Annotated in this window: 13 protein-coding genes; 4 read left to right on the top strand and 9 right to left on the bottom strand. The window is 67.3% G+C overall.

What is annotated here, in order from left to right:
* Positions 1–26: 26 nt before the first annotated feature.
* From OHQ90_RS00675 to OHQ90_RS00655, 5 genes are all read right to left on the bottom strand, one after another.
* On the bottom strand, positions 27–872 hold the full coding sequence (locus OHQ90_RS00675) for an ABC transporter permease (RefSeq protein WP_328406595.1): 846 nt from the start codon (positions 870–872) through the stop codon (positions 27–29).
* Positions 869–1,858, bottom strand: a complete 990-nt coding sequence (locus OHQ90_RS00670; protein WP_328406594.1) for an ATP-binding cassette domain-containing protein — start codon at positions 1,856–1,858, stop codon at positions 869–871. The genes OHQ90_RS00675 and OHQ90_RS00670 overlap by 4 nt, the downstream gene beginning before the upstream one ends.
* Before the next feature lie 88 nt (positions 1,859–1,946).
* Positions 1,947–3,083 (bottom strand): o-succinylbenzoate--CoA ligase, encoded by a 1,137-nt coding sequence (gene menE, locus OHQ90_RS00665; protein WP_328412437.1) that lies wholly within the window; start codon positions 3,081–3,083, stop codon positions 1,947–1,949.
* A gap of 363 nt (positions 3,084–3,446) precedes the next feature.
* Positions 3,447–3,839 (bottom strand): VOC family protein, encoded by a 393-nt coding sequence (locus tag OHQ90_RS00660; RefSeq protein WP_328406593.1) that lies wholly within the window; start codon positions 3,837–3,839, stop codon positions 3,447–3,449.
* A gap of 47 nt (positions 3,840–3,886) precedes the next feature.
* Positions 3,887–4,780, bottom strand: coding sequence for a 1,4-dihydroxy-2-naphthoyl-CoA synthase (locus tag OHQ90_RS00655; protein ID WP_328406592.1), 894 nt, complete (start codon positions 4,778–4,780; stop codon positions 3,887–3,889).
* A 114-nt stretch (positions 4,781–4,894) separates the two neighbouring features.
* Between OHQ90_RS00655 and OHQ90_RS00650 the strand changes: the two genes are divergently transcribed.
* The 3 genes from OHQ90_RS00650 (at position 4,895) to menD (ending at position 7,901) form a co-directional block, all read left to right on the top strand.
* Positions 4,895–5,551: a PaaI family thioesterase gene (locus OHQ90_RS00650; RefSeq protein WP_328406591.1), complete on the top strand. Its 657-nt coding sequence runs from the start codon at positions 4,895–4,897 to the stop codon at positions 5,549–5,551.
* A gap of 86 nt (positions 5,552–5,637) precedes the next feature.
* Entirely contained in the window at positions 5,638–6,084 is a 447-nt protein-coding gene (locus OHQ90_RS00645) for a DUF6918 family protein (RefSeq protein ID WP_328406590.1), read from the top strand.
* Between the two features lie 173 nt (positions 6,085–6,257).
* Complete coding sequence (gene menD, locus OHQ90_RS00640) at positions 6,258–7,901, top strand: 2-succinyl-5-enolpyruvyl-6-hydroxy-3-cyclohexene-1-carboxylic-acid synthase (protein ID WP_328406589.1); 1,644 nt, start codon at positions 6,258–6,260, stop codon at positions 7,899–7,901.
* 4 nt (positions 7,902–7,905) lie between these two features.
* Here menD and OHQ90_RS00635 read toward each other — a convergent pair whose 3' ends face one another.
* The 3 genes from OHQ90_RS00635 to OHQ90_RS00625 form a co-directional block, all read right to left on the bottom strand.
* Positions 7,906–8,130, bottom strand: a complete 225-nt coding sequence (locus OHQ90_RS00635) for a hypothetical protein (protein ID WP_328406588.1) — start codon at positions 8,128–8,130, stop codon at positions 7,906–7,908.
* Between the two features lie 113 nt (positions 8,131–8,243).
* On the bottom strand, positions 8,244–8,480 hold the full coding sequence (locus OHQ90_RS00630) for a hypothetical protein (RefSeq protein ID WP_328406587.1): 237 nt from the start codon (positions 8,478–8,480) through the stop codon (positions 8,244–8,246).
* 87 nt (positions 8,481–8,567) lie between these two features.
* Positions 8,568–9,188 carry a TetR/AcrR family transcriptional regulator gene (locus tag OHQ90_RS00625; RefSeq protein ID WP_328406586.1) on the bottom strand — a complete coding sequence of 207 codons (621 nt, stop codon included), beginning with the start codon at positions 9,186–9,188 and terminating at the stop codon, positions 8,568–8,570.
* 82 nt (positions 9,189–9,270) lie between these two features.
* Between OHQ90_RS00625 and OHQ90_RS00620 the strand changes: the two genes are divergently transcribed.
* Entirely contained in the window at positions 9,271–10,305 is a 1,035-nt protein-coding gene (locus tag OHQ90_RS00620; RefSeq protein WP_328406585.1) for an aldo/keto reductase, read from the top strand.
* Between the two features lie 50 nt (positions 10,306–10,355).
* Here the strand turns inward: OHQ90_RS00620 and OHQ90_RS00615 are convergent, their stop codons facing one another.
* Positions 10,356–14,606 carry a bifunctional nitrate reductase/sulfite reductase flavoprotein subunit alpha gene (locus OHQ90_RS00615; RefSeq protein WP_328406584.1) on the bottom strand — a complete coding sequence of 1,417 codons (4,251 nt, stop codon included), beginning with the start codon at positions 14,604–14,606 and terminating at the stop codon, positions 10,356–10,358.
* Positions 14,607–14,685 lie beyond the last annotated feature (79 nt).

Here is a 14,685-nt window from a genome sequence, read left to right as displayed (position 1 = left end):
GGATGATTGCCTGCGATGCCGGACGCTCACGCCCTGCGCATGTACGCCTTGATGCTCAGCGGGGCGAAGATCGCAATCACGACGACCGAGCCGAGCAGCGACCAGGCCAGGTCACTGCCGTAGTCGTTCCCGTTCATCAAGGCCCGGGCCGTATTCACCATGTAGTACACCGGATTTGCGTGATTGATCGCCTGCAGCCAGCCCGGCATGGTGCTCACCTGAGCGAACGCACCCGACATGAAGGTCAGCGGGAACATCACCATCATCGAGATGCCCTGCACGCCCGCGGCGCTCTTGCCGGTGACGCCGACGAGCGCCCAGATCCAGCTGACCGCGAACGAGCACACCACGATGACCAAGCCCGCGACCACCACGCCGACCACGCCGCCCTCGGGCCGGTAGCCGAGGCAGAGGCCGACGAGGATGGTCAGGGTGGTCGCGAGAACGTAGCGCACCATATCGGCGATCAACGCGCCGGCCAGTGCCGAAATACGTGCGATGGGCAGCGATTTGAACCGGTCGAAGACGCCCTTGTCCATGTCCTCACGCAGCTGGGTGCCGGTCACCACCGAGGTCAGGATCACCGTCTGCACCAGGATGCCGGGGATGAGGATCGGCAGATAGTCGTGCACGTTGTGGGAGATCGCGCCCCCGAAGATGTAGGCGAACAGCGCGGTGAACAGGATCGGCTGCACGGTCACATCGAACAGTTGCTCGGGATTGTGCTTGATCTTCAGAATGCCGCGGTAGGCCATGGTGAACGAGGTCGACACGGTCTGCCGGAGGCCGATTTTGTTGCTGGCCTCCGGGATCGAGAGTGGCGCCGCGTGCCGCCCGGCAGCAGCCGTGCTCGGTTCGGTGATGGTGGTCATGCCGCGCTCCGTTCGGAATCGTTGTCGTCGTCGGCCGGGTGGCCGGTAATGGTGAGGAAGACCTCGTCGAGGGTCGGCTTGCTCACGGTGATCTCGTCGACCGCGATGTCCCACTCGCGCAGGCGAATCAGCAGATCGGCGGTCATGCCCGCGTCCTCGAGCGGCGCCGTGAGCCTGCCGGCCTCCGGCGTGATCAGGGCTTCGGCGCCGAGGAAATCACCGACGATGCGGCGAGCCTCCTCGAGCTGGGCCCGATCGATGAGGGTCAGGTGCAGCGAGGAGCCGCCGACGGAGGCCTTGAGCTCGTCGGCGGTGCCGTCGGCGATCACTTTGCCGTGGTCGATGACGGCGATCCGGTCGGCCAGCTGATCGGCCTCGTCCAGGTACTGCGTGGTGAGCAGCACCGTCGCGCCCTCACGAACCAGCCGGCGAATGGTCTCCCACATCTGGGCGCGAGTGCGCGGGTCGAGGCCGGTGGTCGGCTCGTCGAGGAACAGCAGCGGCGGCGTCGCGATCAGGCTGGCGGCCAGATCGAGGCGGCGGCGCATGCCGCCGGAGAAGTTCTTCAGCGGCTTGTTCGCCGCCTCGGTGAGGTCGAATTCCTCGAGCAGTTCGGCGGCCTTGCGGCGCGAGTCGATCCGGCCCAGACCGAGCAGGCGGGAAAAGATGATCAGGTTCTCGGTGGCCGACAGGTCCTCGTCGACCGAGGCGTACTGGCCGGTGACACCGACGAGGGAACGCACGGCCGTCGGTTCGGCGACGACGTCACGGCCGAAGATGCGGGCGCTGCCGCCGTCCGGCCGCAGCAGGGTGGCCAGCATCTTGATGGTGGTGGTCTTGCCTGCGCCGTTCGGTCCGAGCACGCCGTATACCGAGCCCTGCGGAACCGCCAGGCTCACACCGTCGACGGCGCGCTGTTCCCCGAACACCTTGACCAAGCCGTCCGCCTCTACGGCGAGCGCTGAAGTTGGTGCGAAAGAAGTCATGCGGAGAACTGTGGCGGGCCGATCTTGCACGGCCCTTGCATGACGGTGTCACGCGCACTTGCAGCGGCAGGCACTGCAGGTCGTAAGCCTATTGTCGCGTCGACTCGGCCAGCAGATAGGCGCGTAGTTCGGTGCGGTTGGGCTTGCCGGGGCCGATCAGCGGTAGCTCGTCGAGCAGCGCCAATTCCCGGGGGGCCGCGATGGAGTCCAGCTCGCGCACGACGTGCTCGCGCAATTCCTCCAGGGTCGGCGTCGCGCCCGCGGCAGGCACTACCACCACCGCGACGCGCTGCCCCAGTCGTTCGTCGGGCAGTCCGAGCACCACGCATTCGCTGATCGACGGATGCGTCCCCAGCACGGCCTCGACTACCTGCGGTATCACCAGCAGGCCGCCGGTCGTGATTGCCTCGTCGAGCCGGCCGCTGATGCTGAGCACGCCGTCGTCGAAGGTCCCCGCGTCTTCGGTGCGGAACCAACCCGGTTCGGCGAACGCGGGATGATCGGGTTGGTTGCGGTAGCCCGCGGCGATCATGGCTCCACCGAGCAATACCCTGCCGTCCTCGATGCGCACTTCGGTGCCGGTGAGCGGCACCCCGTCGTAGACGCAGCCACCGCAGGTCTCGCTCATGCCGTAGGTGCGAACAACGTTGATACCGGCAGCTTTCGCGCGTTCGTAGAGCGGTAGCGGGGTGGCCGCGCCGCCGACGAGCACCGCGTCCAGTTCGGCCAATGCGGCTGCGGCGGCGGGTGTGTCGAGCGCCTTGACCAGCTGGGTCGGCACCAATGCGGTGTACCGGCGTGGTCCACGCATGCTCGAGACCGCGCCCGCCAAGGCTTCGGGCAGGAAACCACCCGAGACGTCGAGCACGGTGGGTTCGGTGCCTGCCTGGATGCTGCGCAGCAGCACCTGGATACCGGCGATGTGGTGCGTCGGCAGGGCGAGCAGCCAACTGCCCGGCCCACCGAGCCGGTCATGGGTGGCCGCGCCGCTGGCAAGCAGCGCGGACGCGCCGAGCATCGCGCCCTTCGGCACCCCGGTGGTGCCCGAGGTGGTCACCACGAGCGCGATGCCGTCGTCGATCGGCTCACCGGGGGAGAGGGCGTCGCTGAGGCGCTGGGCCTCGCGACGATCGCTGGTCGGGATCGGCAACCACGCGGGGCCGTTCCCTTCCAATGCTTCACGCAGATGTGGCAGCACATCGCCGACCCGGGATCCGGTCGGCATCGGCAAAGTCCGCAAGGTCGTTGTCACGACTCCACCTCGCTGACGCCGGGCTCCGTCGTGCCCAGAGGCGCTGTGCCCATGGCTCGCTCGCTCCGCTCCCTCACGCGTCTGATCGTGTCATGCCCGCGCCGCCACCGGCGGAACGGGTCGGTTTGCTGGATCGACGCGCGCGGGGTGGGTGCGCTGCGCGGGAATGGGGTTCGGGTACGCCAGGCATCGAGACTGCGATTCACTCGTCGGACGGGGTACACAGCGGCGGGCCCGGACATCGGCGGTCGGGCAGCCATCCGAGCGTTATCGTCCTCGCCGGACTCGGCATTGGCAACTCGGGCCACCGGTGGCGGCTCCTGGCCTATCCGGCCTTCAGTCCGGTGACCAGCGCGAATCCCGCCGGATCGGATGCTCGGCGGGCACCTCGACCAGCACGATCGGTACGCCGTCGGGGTCTTTGAGCCACATTTCGATCAGGCCCCATGGCTCGCGCACCGGTGGTCGGTCGATCGCGATCCCCTGCAGCGCCAGCTCGGCGGCGGCGTCGGAAACATCGCGGACCTGTAGCCAGATCGCGCCGCTGAAGGCCGTCGAATTTCCCGTTCCGCCGTGCGCGGCCACCTCCACCAGCGACTGTCCAGCGAAGAAAACCGTGCCGCCCGGATACTCCCTGGCAATGGCGAGCCCGAGTCCATCCCGATAGAACGCGAGCGTTTTCGCGTGGTCAGCCGGACGCAGGATTATCCGGCTGCTCAGAATGTCCATTTCACACCATCCGTCCGATTAGTCCGATAAGTGCGACCCGGTGGTGGTCAGAAGTACCAGGGATACGGGGTCCAGTCGGGCTTCCGCTTTTCCAAGAACGCATCGCGGCCCTCGACGGCCTCGTCGGTCATGTAGGCCATGCGGGTGGCTTCACCGGCGAACAGCTGCTGGCCGACCAGGCCGTCGTCGAGGAGATTGAACGCGTATTTCAGCATGCGCTGGGCCTGTGGGGATTTACCGTTGATATCGGCAGTCCATTCCAGCGCAACGTTTTCCAGCTCGGCGTGATCGACGACCTTGTTCACCGCGCCCATCTGATGCATTTCCTCCGCGGTGTACGGGCGGCCGAGGAAGAAGATTTCCCGTGCGAATTTCTGGCCGACCATTTTCGCCAGATAAGCGCTGCCGTAGCCACCGTCGAAACTGCCGACATCGGCGTCGGTCTGCTTGAACTGAGCGTGTTCGCGACTGGCCAGCGTCAGGTCGCAGACCACGTGCAGGCTGTGCCCGCCGCCCGCGGCCCAGCCGTTGACCAGCGCGATGACCACCTTCGGCATGAAGCGGATCAGCCGCTGCACCTCCAGGATGTGCAGCCGGCCCGCACGCGCCTGATCGACCGTGTCGGCGGTCTCTCCGCTGGCGTACTGGTAACCGTTGCGGCCGCGGATGCGCTGATCGCCGCCCGAGCAGAAGGCCCAGACGCCGTCCTTCGGCGCGGGCCCGTTGCCGGTGATCAGCACCGCGCCGACGTCCGGGGTCATCCTGGCGTGGTCGAGCGCGCGATAGAGCTCGTCGACGGTGTTCGGCCGGAACGCATTGCGCACCTCCGGACGATCGAACGCGACACGGACGGTGCCCTGCTCGATATGCCGGTGGTAGGTGATGTCGGTCAGGTTCTCGAACCCGGGAACGGGCCGCCACAGCTTCGGATTGAACGTCACGTCAGTGATTATTGCCCCCGGCCTCGCGTCGGGTGCCAGCGACTTCCCATGGTCGGAGCCCGATCACCGGATTCTTCGACTTGACGGTGTAAAACAACGCGTTACCGTGCAGGTATGAGCGAGCGAGTGAAACCGGTTATCGACCGGAGCGCGGTGGACGAATCCCGGTACGAGAAGCACGGGGGCTTTCCCAAGGTCTCCCGCGCGAAGATCGGGTCCGATTTCGGGCCGTTCGTCGAGGCGATGCGCACGTTGCAGGATCTGGCCGTCTCCGTCGACGCCACCGACGACGTTTTCGGCGAAGCGCTCGCACAAGCGCGGCAGCTGATCGATCTGCTGGAGCCCTACCGCGCGCCCGAGCTACAGGGGCCCGCGGGCCGCGCGGTCGAATTGCCAGGGCGCGGCAGCCTTTTGCTGCTGCCGTGGCAGGTGGCCGCGGCAGGACCCGACGGAATCCGGATGACCGGTGAATTTCGTCGCTTCCATCTCGGCGGCAACGGCGCCGCGCACGGTGGCGTGCTGCCGCTGCTGTTCGACGACCTGCTCGGCATGATCGTGCACTACGCGGGCAGACCGATAAGCCGAACCGCATATCTGCACGTCAACTACCGGAAAATCACTCCGCTGGAGACGCCGCTCACAGTGCGAGGACGGGTCGATCGGATCGAAGGACGCAAGACTTTCATCACCGCGGAGCTGCTCGATGAGCAGGACAATGTGCTCGCGGATTGTGAAGGACTCATGGTGCAGTTGCTGCCCTGGCAGCCCTGAGCCGGGTCAGTACCGTGTGACCTTCCGCACCAGTGCGTATAGTTGCCAGCGCTCGTTCATCGACATCAATCCGGAGGAACCTGAAAGTGGTTGCAGCACTGTCTGAATCCCTGCTCGACGACGCCAAGCGCACGGCCTTCCTTGCCGACGCCAAGGAGGTTCTGGACGCCGAGGTGTCGGACAAGGGTGGTGCGTCTGGCCTGGCAGTCAAGGGTGGATACGCGGCGGTCAAGAAGATCAGCCCGTCCATCGTGCCTGATGCGCTGGAGTCCTTGGCGCCCAAGCTCGTCGCGCAGTTGGAGCCGTTCTGGCAGGAGTACGCGGCCAACGGCGCAGGCACATTCGCCGAGCTGTTGGTCGCCAAGTCCGACGAGGTCGCCGAGGCGTTGCTCGTCGTCACCGACGAGCGGGCCGACTCCTCGACCAGGCCCGCGCTGAAGAAGGTCTACTCCTCGATGCGTTCCTCGGCCAAGAAGAACGTCATCGAGGCCCTGCCGCGGCTGGGCGATCTGGTTCAGAAGCACGCCAACTGATTTCGGCAGCGCGCGTCGCACACCGACCGATATCGGCATCGCCGATTCGGGGTGTGCACGCTTCTGCGCCGCCCGCGTCCGGTGGTGGACGCGGGCGGCGAAAACCCACTCGAACACACGTGTGTGAGCAGGGCGACGGAGACGTCGGGGCAACTGTCTGAGAGGCTGGAGTCGTGAATCCGTCTACAGCACAAGCGCAGGTGGTCGTCGACGAACTCGCGCGCGGGGGTGTGCGGGACGTCGTTCTGTGTCCGGGGTCACGCAACGCTCCGTTGGCCTTCGCGCTCCAAGCGGCCGACGCGGCGGGCCGGCTCCGGCTGCACATGCGCATCGACGAACGGACCGCCGGATTCCTTGCGGTCGGGCTCGCGGTCGCGAGCAGGCTGCCCGTCCCGGTCGTCATGACGTCGGGGACCGCGGTGGCCAACCTCGGGCCCGCGGTGCTGGAGGCCAACTACGCGCGGGTGCCGCTCGTGGTGCTCAGCGCGAACCGGCCTTACGAGATGCTGGGTTCCGGCGCCAACCAGACGGTGGAACAGCTCGGCCTGTTCGGTAGCCAGGTCCGCGCCACCATCAGTCTCGGCCTCGCCGAGGACGAATCCGCCAACGCCGACCGCGCGCCCTACGGGCACCAGAACAGCCTGTGGCGCTCGGCGGTCTGCCGGGTGCTCGCCGCGGCCCGCGGCACCCGCTCCGGCAACGCGGGCCCAGTGCATTTCGATATCCCGCTGCGTGAGCCGCTGGTGCCCGACCTTGCGCCGGGCGAATCCGCGCCTGCCGGCCGCGCGGGCGGCCGAGCCTGGACGCTCACCCAGTACGCGACGCTCGATGTGCCGCTCGACATCGACCTGACGCCCGACACGGTCGTCATTTCCGGGCATGGTGCCGGCCTGCGACCCGAGCTGTCCGCGTTGCCGACCGTCGCCGAGCCGACGGCCCCCATGCACGGCCCGGCACTGCACCCGCTCGCGCTGCCGCTGCTGAAGCCGCAGCAGGCCATCATCACCGGCCGCCCCACTCTGCACCGGCAGGTCTCGCGGGTGCTCGCCGACCCGGATGTCACCGTCTTCGCGCTGACTACCGGGCCGCGCTGGCCCGATGTCTCAGGCAATGTCGTCGGGACCGGTACTCGCGCGCTGGTCACGGGCGCACCGAGGCCGGAATGGCTGGCACACTGCCGGGAACTGAACGCGCGGGCGAATGAGGTGGTGCGCGCCGAACTCGCCGCGCACCCGAAGCCGACCGGCCTGCATGTGGCCGGGGTGGTGATGGATGCGCTGCGCGAGGGCGATCAACTACTGCTCGGCGCGTCGAACCCGGTCCGTGATGCGGCGCTCGTCTCGTCGCCGCGGCCCGGCGTCCGGGTGCTGTCCAATCGCGGTGTCGCGGGCATCGACGGCACCGTGTCCGCTGCGGTCGGCGCGGCCCTGCATCACGAAGGCCGCACGATTGCGTTGATGGGTGACCTCACCTTCTTGCACGACGCGTCCGGCCTGCTGATCGGGCGTGGTGAACCGCGCCCCGCCGACCTCACCATCGTGGTCGCCAACGACGACGGCGGCGGCATCTTCGAACTGCTCGAACAGGGCGACCCGCAGTACGCCGGTGTCTTCGAGCGAGTGTTCGGCACCCCGCACGGGATGGATCTGGCCGCGCTGTGCGCCGCGTACCGCATTCCGCACCGTCAGGTCGATCCGGAGCAGTTGGCCGTCGAGCTGACCGCACGGGCTCACGGAACACGGGTGCTGGAGGTGGTGACCGAACGGTCCAGCCTGCGCGAGCTGCATGCCACGGTGCGCGCCAAGATCGCGCCCTAGCGCGTCAGTAGGCGGGGCCGGTGTCGTGGTCGTCGTCCAGCGGCACTGCGATCAATTGCTCGACGATGTCGGCCGGGTCCGCGCTCAGCGCGTCCCGATCGACCGCTGCGGCAATCTCCTGTTCATCGGTCTCGTCGACGATTTCGTCCGGATAGGCCGACACGGATTGTTCGGCGAGATCGGCTTCCGGAACCACGTCCATGGCGCGGGACGTGTTGCGATCGGTCATTCGTTCGCTCCTCTCCGCTGGTGCCTCCTGCGTGGATCACCCACGACGGAGTAGGACAACAGTCGGACACGCATCGAGAATGCTCCGCCGCGCGCGATGCGGCAACCCTGCTGTTACTCGCCCTCGATCGCACCGGTTCCGTTCGCCGGGTATTCCACCAGCGCCAGCGTCCGGTTCGCCATGAACCGCGCGGTGCGAACCGCGACTCCGGTCCTCGTCACTTCGCTGACTTCGACAACGCCGCGCGCGATCCGGACGTCTACGCGCCGGCCTGCCCTTGTCGCGACCACTTCATAGCTTCGAGACCCGTCGCCGAAGTCGACGACCACCTCTACACGATCACCCTTCATCTCCCAATTATCCGCTTTTCCAGGACTTTTCGCCGCTACGACTTGGTTGCGACGGCGGGTGCGAGGAACGCGAATCAACGTGCCGGATCACTGCGGGGCGGCCACGAACAGGCCCGCCGCAGCGGCGCTCGTCGCGGCGCGGGCGGCCGTTGTCGCCGCGAGGTCGTCGATGGGGTCGCCCGAGGCGAGCAGGCGGTAGTAGAGGGGCGCCGAGACCGCGGAGAGGACCGCGCGTGCGTCGGTGCCTTCGGGAACCTCACCGCGGGTGATCGCCGCCTGCACACAGGGGGACCATTCGGTGAGGCGGATGTCGTAGAAGCGGTGCAGGGCGGTGGCGGCGGTGTCGTCACAGGTCGCGGCGGAGATGACGGCCTGGAAGAGCCTGCCTTGGCGCGGGTCGGTCAATGTCTTGGCGACCAGCCGGGCGTTTGCGGTCAGATCGCCGAGCAGGGAGCCGGTGTCGGCGTGCGGCAGCGACTGTTCGGCCATGTCCGCGAGCAGGTCGATGACCAGTCCGGTCGGGGTGCGCCAGCGGCGGTACGCGGTGGTCTTGCCGACCTCGGCCCGTGCGGCGACCTCGGCGAGGTCCAGGTGGGCAAAGCCGCGTTCGGCCAGCAGATCTCCTGCTGCTTGCAGTACCGCCTCGCGTACGCGTGCGGTGCGTCCACCAGGGCGGACCGAGCCGGGAGTGAGCTCCTCGGACGTCATAACGGGACTCCAGTTTCATTTATGGCGCGACGGGTGTACTGTTCAAGATGTTAACGGAACTATAGACCCTTTAGGAGTCATCATGGAGTACCGGCGGCTCGGCGCATCAGGTTTGCTCGTCCCGGCCTTGAGTTTCGGCGCGGGCACCTTCGGCGGTCGTGGCGAACTTTTCAGCGCCTGGGGCGACACCGATGCCGAACAGGCCCGACGCATGGTGGACATCAGCCTGGAGGCAGGCGTCACCATGTTCGACACGGCCGATGTCTATTCCGACGGCGCCTCCGAAGAGGTGCTCGGCGCGGCTATCAAGGGACGCCGCGATCAGCTGCTGCTGTCGACGAAGGCGAGTCTGCCGACCGGTCCCGGCCCCTATGACGCGGGTTCGGGGCGGGCCCGGCTCATCAGCGCGGTCGAGGGATCGCTGCGCAGGCTGGGCACCGACTACATCGACCTGTTCCAGCTGCATGCCTTCGACGCGCACACCCCGGTCGAGGAAGTCCTTGCCGCACTGGACGATCTGGTGCGCGCGGGCAAGATCCGCTACCTCGGCGCATCCAATTTCGCGGGCTGGCAGCTGATGAAATCCCTTGCCGCGGCCGATCGGAACGGTCTGACCCGCTACGTCGCGCACCAGGTGTACTACTCGCTGGTCGGCCGCGACTACGAGTGGGAGCTGATGCCCCTCGGCCGGGATCAGGGTGTCGGCGCGGTGGTCTGGAGCCCACTGGGCTGGGGCAGGCTGACCGGCAAAATCCGCCGTGGACAACCGATTCCGGACGGCAGTCGACTGCACCAGACAGCTGAGGCAGGCCCGCCGGTCGACGACGAGCACCTCTACAACGTGGTCGACGTACTCGACGAGCTCGCCGCGGAAACCGGCAGGACGGTCCCGCAGATCGCACTCAACTGGCTGTTGAGCCGACCCACCGTCGCAACGGTGATCGTCGGCGCCCGCAACGAGGAACAGTTGCGCCAGAACCTCGGGGCCGTCGACTGGCAGCTGTCCGCCGCCCAGATCTCTCGGCTCGACAAGGCCAGCGCGACCACGCCGCCGTACCCGTACTACCCGTATTACCGCCTGCCCGACTTCGCCCGGCTCAACCCGCCCGCGGTGTAGGAGAAACGCATCGCCGACACCCTCCAGCCGGTCCCGCGAAGCAGGACCTATCAGTAAACGTCACGGACGTAGCGCTTCTCGGCGATGAGTTGCTTCTTGAAGGCCAGCGCGCCGTCCTCGTCGAGCTTGCCGTGGATCCGGGCAATGCGGAGTAGGGCGGCGTCGACGTCCTTGGCCATCCGCGCGGCATCGCCGCAGACGTAGAAGTGCGCACCGTCGCGCAGCCAGGACCACAGTTCCGCGCCGTGCTCGATCATCCGGTGCTGCACGTAGATTCGCTCACGCTGGTCGCGGGAGAAGGCGAGATCGAGCCGGGTGAGGAAGCCGGAGCGGAACATGTCTTCCCACTCGGCGCGATAGTAGAAGTTCTCGGCGGCGTGCTGGTCGCCGAAGAACAGCCAGTTGCGGCCGGTGCAGCCGAGTGCGCGCCGCTCCTGGAGGAAGCCGCGGAACGGGGCGATGCCGGTGCCGGGACCGACCATGATCATCGGCGCTGTCGGGTCGAGCGGCGGTCGGAAGTGCGGGGACCGGTGCAGGAAGATCGGGACCGCGGTGCCGCGATCGGCCAGGAACGTCGAGCACACCCCGCCGCGGCGGTCGGCGGATCCGGTCGCCGCCGGATCGCCGTAGCGGACGATCCCGACGGTGAGCTGCACCTCGTCCGGGCTGACCAGGGGGCTGGAGGAGATCGAATACTGGCGTGGCTGCAGCTTTTTCATGGCGCCGAGCCATTCGACCAGATCGGCCCGTACCGGGAAGTCGCGCAGCACATCGACGGCTTGCCGGTCCCACAGGTATTTGTCGAGTTCGTTGCGATTGTCGCGGCGCAGCAGCTTGGCGAGCTGAATGCTGTGGTTGCGTTCGGCGATGAAACCGAGCAGATCCTGGCCGACCCTGGTGATGTCGTAGTGGGTTCGCAGCGCATCGGCCAGTGGCAGTTCCCTGTTGTCGATTTCGACGATCCTGCGGCCGTCCAGCCCGGTTGCCTCGAGCCACTCCGCGACGAGCGACTCGCAGTTGGCAGGCCACACCCCCAGCGAATCGCCGACCTCGTAAACGGCCTCCAGCTCGCGCAGATCGAACCCGAACTGCCGCACCTCTTTCGATGATCCGGCGCGCGAGAGCGGTTCGTTGCGCACCAGCGGGGCGGCGACCGGCGCATTGCCGGTGAAAGGTGCAGGCTCGGCGCGCTGTGTGCGGTCGAGCGCGGGCGCGGGCGTACGGGTCAGCACCAGCGTGCCTGCTCCGCCTGCGCGCACCGCGGTCCGAGTAGGGGCAGGAGCGCTCGGCCCCGGCGTCGGCGGTGTGCCCGTCTCGGACAGTTCACCGTTCGACGAGTCGCCGAGTGCGGCAAGGACATTGTCGAGCCACTGCGCCGCGGGCTCTTCGAAGTCGGGTTCGGTGTCGACGCGCGTAAGCAGCCGGGTCGCACCGTGTTCGGCGAATTTCTGGTCCAGTTTGCGTCCGTGGCCACAGAAGTCGTCGTAGGAGGAGTCGCCGAGTGCGAGCACCGCGTACCGCACGCCGGTCAGCCGGGCAGCGCTGTCGTCGAGGCGGCTCCAGAAATCGGCGCCGTTGTCCGGTGGTCCGCCGTCGCCGAAGGTGCTGGTAATCAACAACACATCGCCGGTCAGCACGCTCAGCTCGCACGAGTCCATATCCAGCAGTCTCGGCAGATAGCCGTTGTCGGCGAGGCGGGCGGCCGTGGTCGCCGCGAGTTCCTCGGCATTGCCGGTCTGCGAGGCCCACAGGATGGTGATCGTCGGCTGGACGGCGATGTCGTCGGTCGTCGTCGCGGCCGCGGCGCGGGAGTACATGCCTGCGAGCAGTCCATCGATCCAGAACCGACTGCGCGGCGACAGCGGTGCGGACTCGGGCAGCACCGGCTGTCCGGTGACCGGCATCGATTGCAGCGCCGAGAGGTATCCCGAGAGGTAGATGCGTTCGTGCTCGGTGAGGGTCGGCGTCGTGGCCGCGTCGAGTCCGAGTGCGGTGGCCAAGGGGTGGACGCCGCGGAAAGCGGCTCCTTCGAGCGCGTTGAACAGCGCGGGCTGCACTCCGGAAATGTCTGGTGTCGCGGGAGATTCGGGCGCGGCAGGCGATTCGGACCGCGGCACCGGTGCGACCCGGCGCAACGACACCGCACACGCCTTGAACTCCGGTTGCAGGGATGCCGGGTCGACAGCGTCGTTGGTCACCGCGTTGATGGTCAGGTACTCACCCTGCTCGTCGTTCCAGTGGAACGGTGCAAAGCAGTCGCCGGGCCGCACCCGGTCACTGATCTGCGCGGGTAGCACCGCTCGCCCACGTCGCGAGGCTATTTCGAGCTGATCGCCTGCCTGAATACCGAGCCGTTGCGCATCCGCCGGATGCACCTCGACGAACGGCTGCCCGTTCAACTTGGTCAGTGCGGCGATCTTGCCGGTCTTGGTCATGGTGTGCCATTGATGCTGCAACCGGCCGGTATTGAGCACGAACGGATAGTCGTCGTCGGGCATTTCCGCCGGAGCCAGGTGCGGGCGCGGCCAGAACACTGCGCGACGACTCGGCGTCGCGAACGCCAGTCGAGGCCGATTGCCCACCTCGTCGACGAAAAGCTCTTGGCTGACACCGTCGTTGAGATAGCGGATCGGGTTGCGCCGCGCGCCGGGCTCGGCGCACGGCCACTGCATCGGTCCGGCACGCAGCTGCTCGAAGCTCATGCCGCGCAGGTCGTAGCCGGTGGCGGGATTGGCGAACCTGCGGAGCTCGGCGAAAACTTCTGCACTGGAGGCGAAATCGAAGCCATCGAATCCCATCGCGGTGGCGACCTGCGCGATCAGCAGCCAGTCCGGCCGCGCCTCGCCGATCGGATCGACCGACCGCTGTAACAACGTGACGTTGCGTTCGGAATTCACCATCACCGCATCGGCTTCGGCCCAGAGCGTGGCGGGCAACAGCAGATCGGCGTAGGCATTGGTCGCGGTCTCGGTGTAGGCGTCCTGGGCGATCACCAGCTCGGCGGCCTCGAGTCCCGCGATGACTGTCTTCCGATTGGCGACGGTGGCCACCGGATTGGTGCAGATGATCCACGCGGCCTTGATGCTGCCGTCCGACAGCTGGCCGAACATATCGATAGTGCCCGGCCCGGCCTCGGTCCGCAGCGTGCCGGGCTCTATGCCCCACGCGGTCTCCACGAAGGCCCGATCGGCGGCGGCGAGCACGCTGCGCTGGCCGGGTAAACCCGGACCCATGTAACCCATTTCGCGACCGCCCATGGCATTCGGCTGACCGGTGAGCGAGAACGGTCCACTGCCGGGACGGCAGATGGCGCCGGTGGCCAGGTGCAGATTGCAGATGGCGTTGGTGTTCCAGGTGCCGTGGGTGGACTGGTTGAGCCCCATCGTCCACAGCGTCATCCATTCGCCTGCCTCGCCGATCCAGCGTGCGGCGGTGCGGATGTCGGCCACGGCGAGGCCGGTTATCTCGGCGACCTTCTCGGGGGTGTAGTCGGCGAGGAATTGGGGCATCGACGCCCAGCCTTCGGTGTGCTCGGCGATGAATTCCTCGTCGATGTCACCGTTGTCGACGAGCAGATGCAGCAGCCCGTTCAGTAGCGCCAGATCGGTGCCCGGCGCGAGCTGCAAGAACAGGTCGGCGCGTGCCGCGGTGTCGGTGCGCCGCGGATCGACGACGATCAGCTTCGCGCCCGCCTTGATCCGATCGACCATCCGCAGATACAGGATCGGATGGCAGTCGGCCATATTCGCGCCGATCACGAAGAACAGATCGGCGTGTTCGAAGTCGTCATAGGATCCGGGCGGCCCGTCGGCGCCGAGCGACTGCTTGTACCCGGTCCCGGCACTGGCCATGCACAGCCGGGAATTGGCCTCGATGTGGATGGTGCGCAGGTATCCCTTGGCAAGCTTCGTCGCCAGGTATTGCGCTTCCAGCGACATTTGCCCGGACACATACAGCGCGATCGCGTCCGGTCCGTGCTCGTCCAGGATGGCCCGCAGCCGAGCCGCCACCTCACGCACAGCCTCGTCGACCGACACCGGCACCGGAGCCTGGTCCCGCGCGGGCCGGCGGTAGGCGGTTTCCATCCGCCCCGGCGCCCGCATCAGATCCAGGTGGGTAGCGCCCTTGGTGCACAGCCTGCCTGCGTTCGCGGGATGCAGTTTGTCACCGCTCACCTTCGCGATCACCGTCGCACCACTCGCATCGGTTCGCGTCTGCACCGTGATGCCGCAGCCGACGCCGCAGTACGAGCACGCCGTCTTGGCCGTGCCCGGCGCGCTCCCTGTCACTGCGTCCGACATGCCTCGATCATGGCGATCACCGGTTGCGACCTATTTACCCAGCGTTATCGCCAGATGACAATTTTCCTCACAGCAGGAG

The sequence above is a fragment of the Nocardia sp. NBC_00403 genome (assembly GCF_036046055.1).
Taxonomy (GTDB): domain Bacteria; phylum Actinomycetota; class Actinomycetes; order Mycobacteriales; family Mycobacteriaceae; genus Nocardia.
The sequence above is the reverse complement of the archived record's forward strand: the minus strand, read 5'-3'. Positions and strand labels throughout refer to the sequence as shown.

Excerpts from the sequence above, each read along its gene's own strand:
- OHQ90_RS00650 (WP_328406591.1), top strand. The coding sequence starts at position 4,895 with ATGAGCGAGCGAGTGAAACCGGTTATCGACCGGAGCGCGGTGGACGAA.
- OHQ90_RS00620 (WP_328406585.1), top strand. The coding sequence starts at position 9,271 with ATGGAGTACCGGCGGCTCGGCGCATCAGGTTTGCTCGTCCCGGCCTTG.
- OHQ90_RS00615 (WP_328406584.1), bottom strand. The coding sequence starts at position 14,606 with ATGTCGGACGCAGTGACAGGGAGCGCGCCGGGCACGGCCAAGACGGCG.
- OHQ90_RS00660 (WP_328406593.1), bottom strand. The coding sequence starts at position 3,839 with ATGGACATTCTGAGCAGCCGGATAATCCTGCGTCCGGCTGACCACGCG.
- OHQ90_RS00675 (WP_328406595.1), bottom strand. The coding sequence starts at position 872 with ATGACCACCATCACCGAACCGAGCACGGCTGCTGCCGGGCGGCACGCG.
- OHQ90_RS00635 (WP_328406588.1), bottom strand. The coding sequence starts at position 8,130 with ATGACCGATCGCAACACGTCCCGCGCCATGGACGTGGTTCCGGAAGCC.
- OHQ90_RS00630 (WP_328406587.1), bottom strand. The coding sequence starts at position 8,480 with ATGAAGGGTGATCGTGTAGAGGTGGTCGTCGACTTCGGCGACGGGTCT.
- OHQ90_RS00625 (WP_328406586.1), bottom strand. The coding sequence starts at position 9,188 with ATGACGTCCGAGGAGCTCACTCCCGGCTCGGTCCGCCCTGGTGGACGC.
- menE (WP_328412437.1), bottom strand. The coding sequence starts at position 3,083 with ATGCCGACCGGATCCCGGGTCGGCGATGTGCTGCCACATCTGCGTGAA.
- OHQ90_RS00670 (WP_328406594.1), bottom strand. The coding sequence starts at position 1,858 with ATGACTTCTTTCGCACCAACTTCAGCGCTCGCCGTAGAGGCGGACGGC.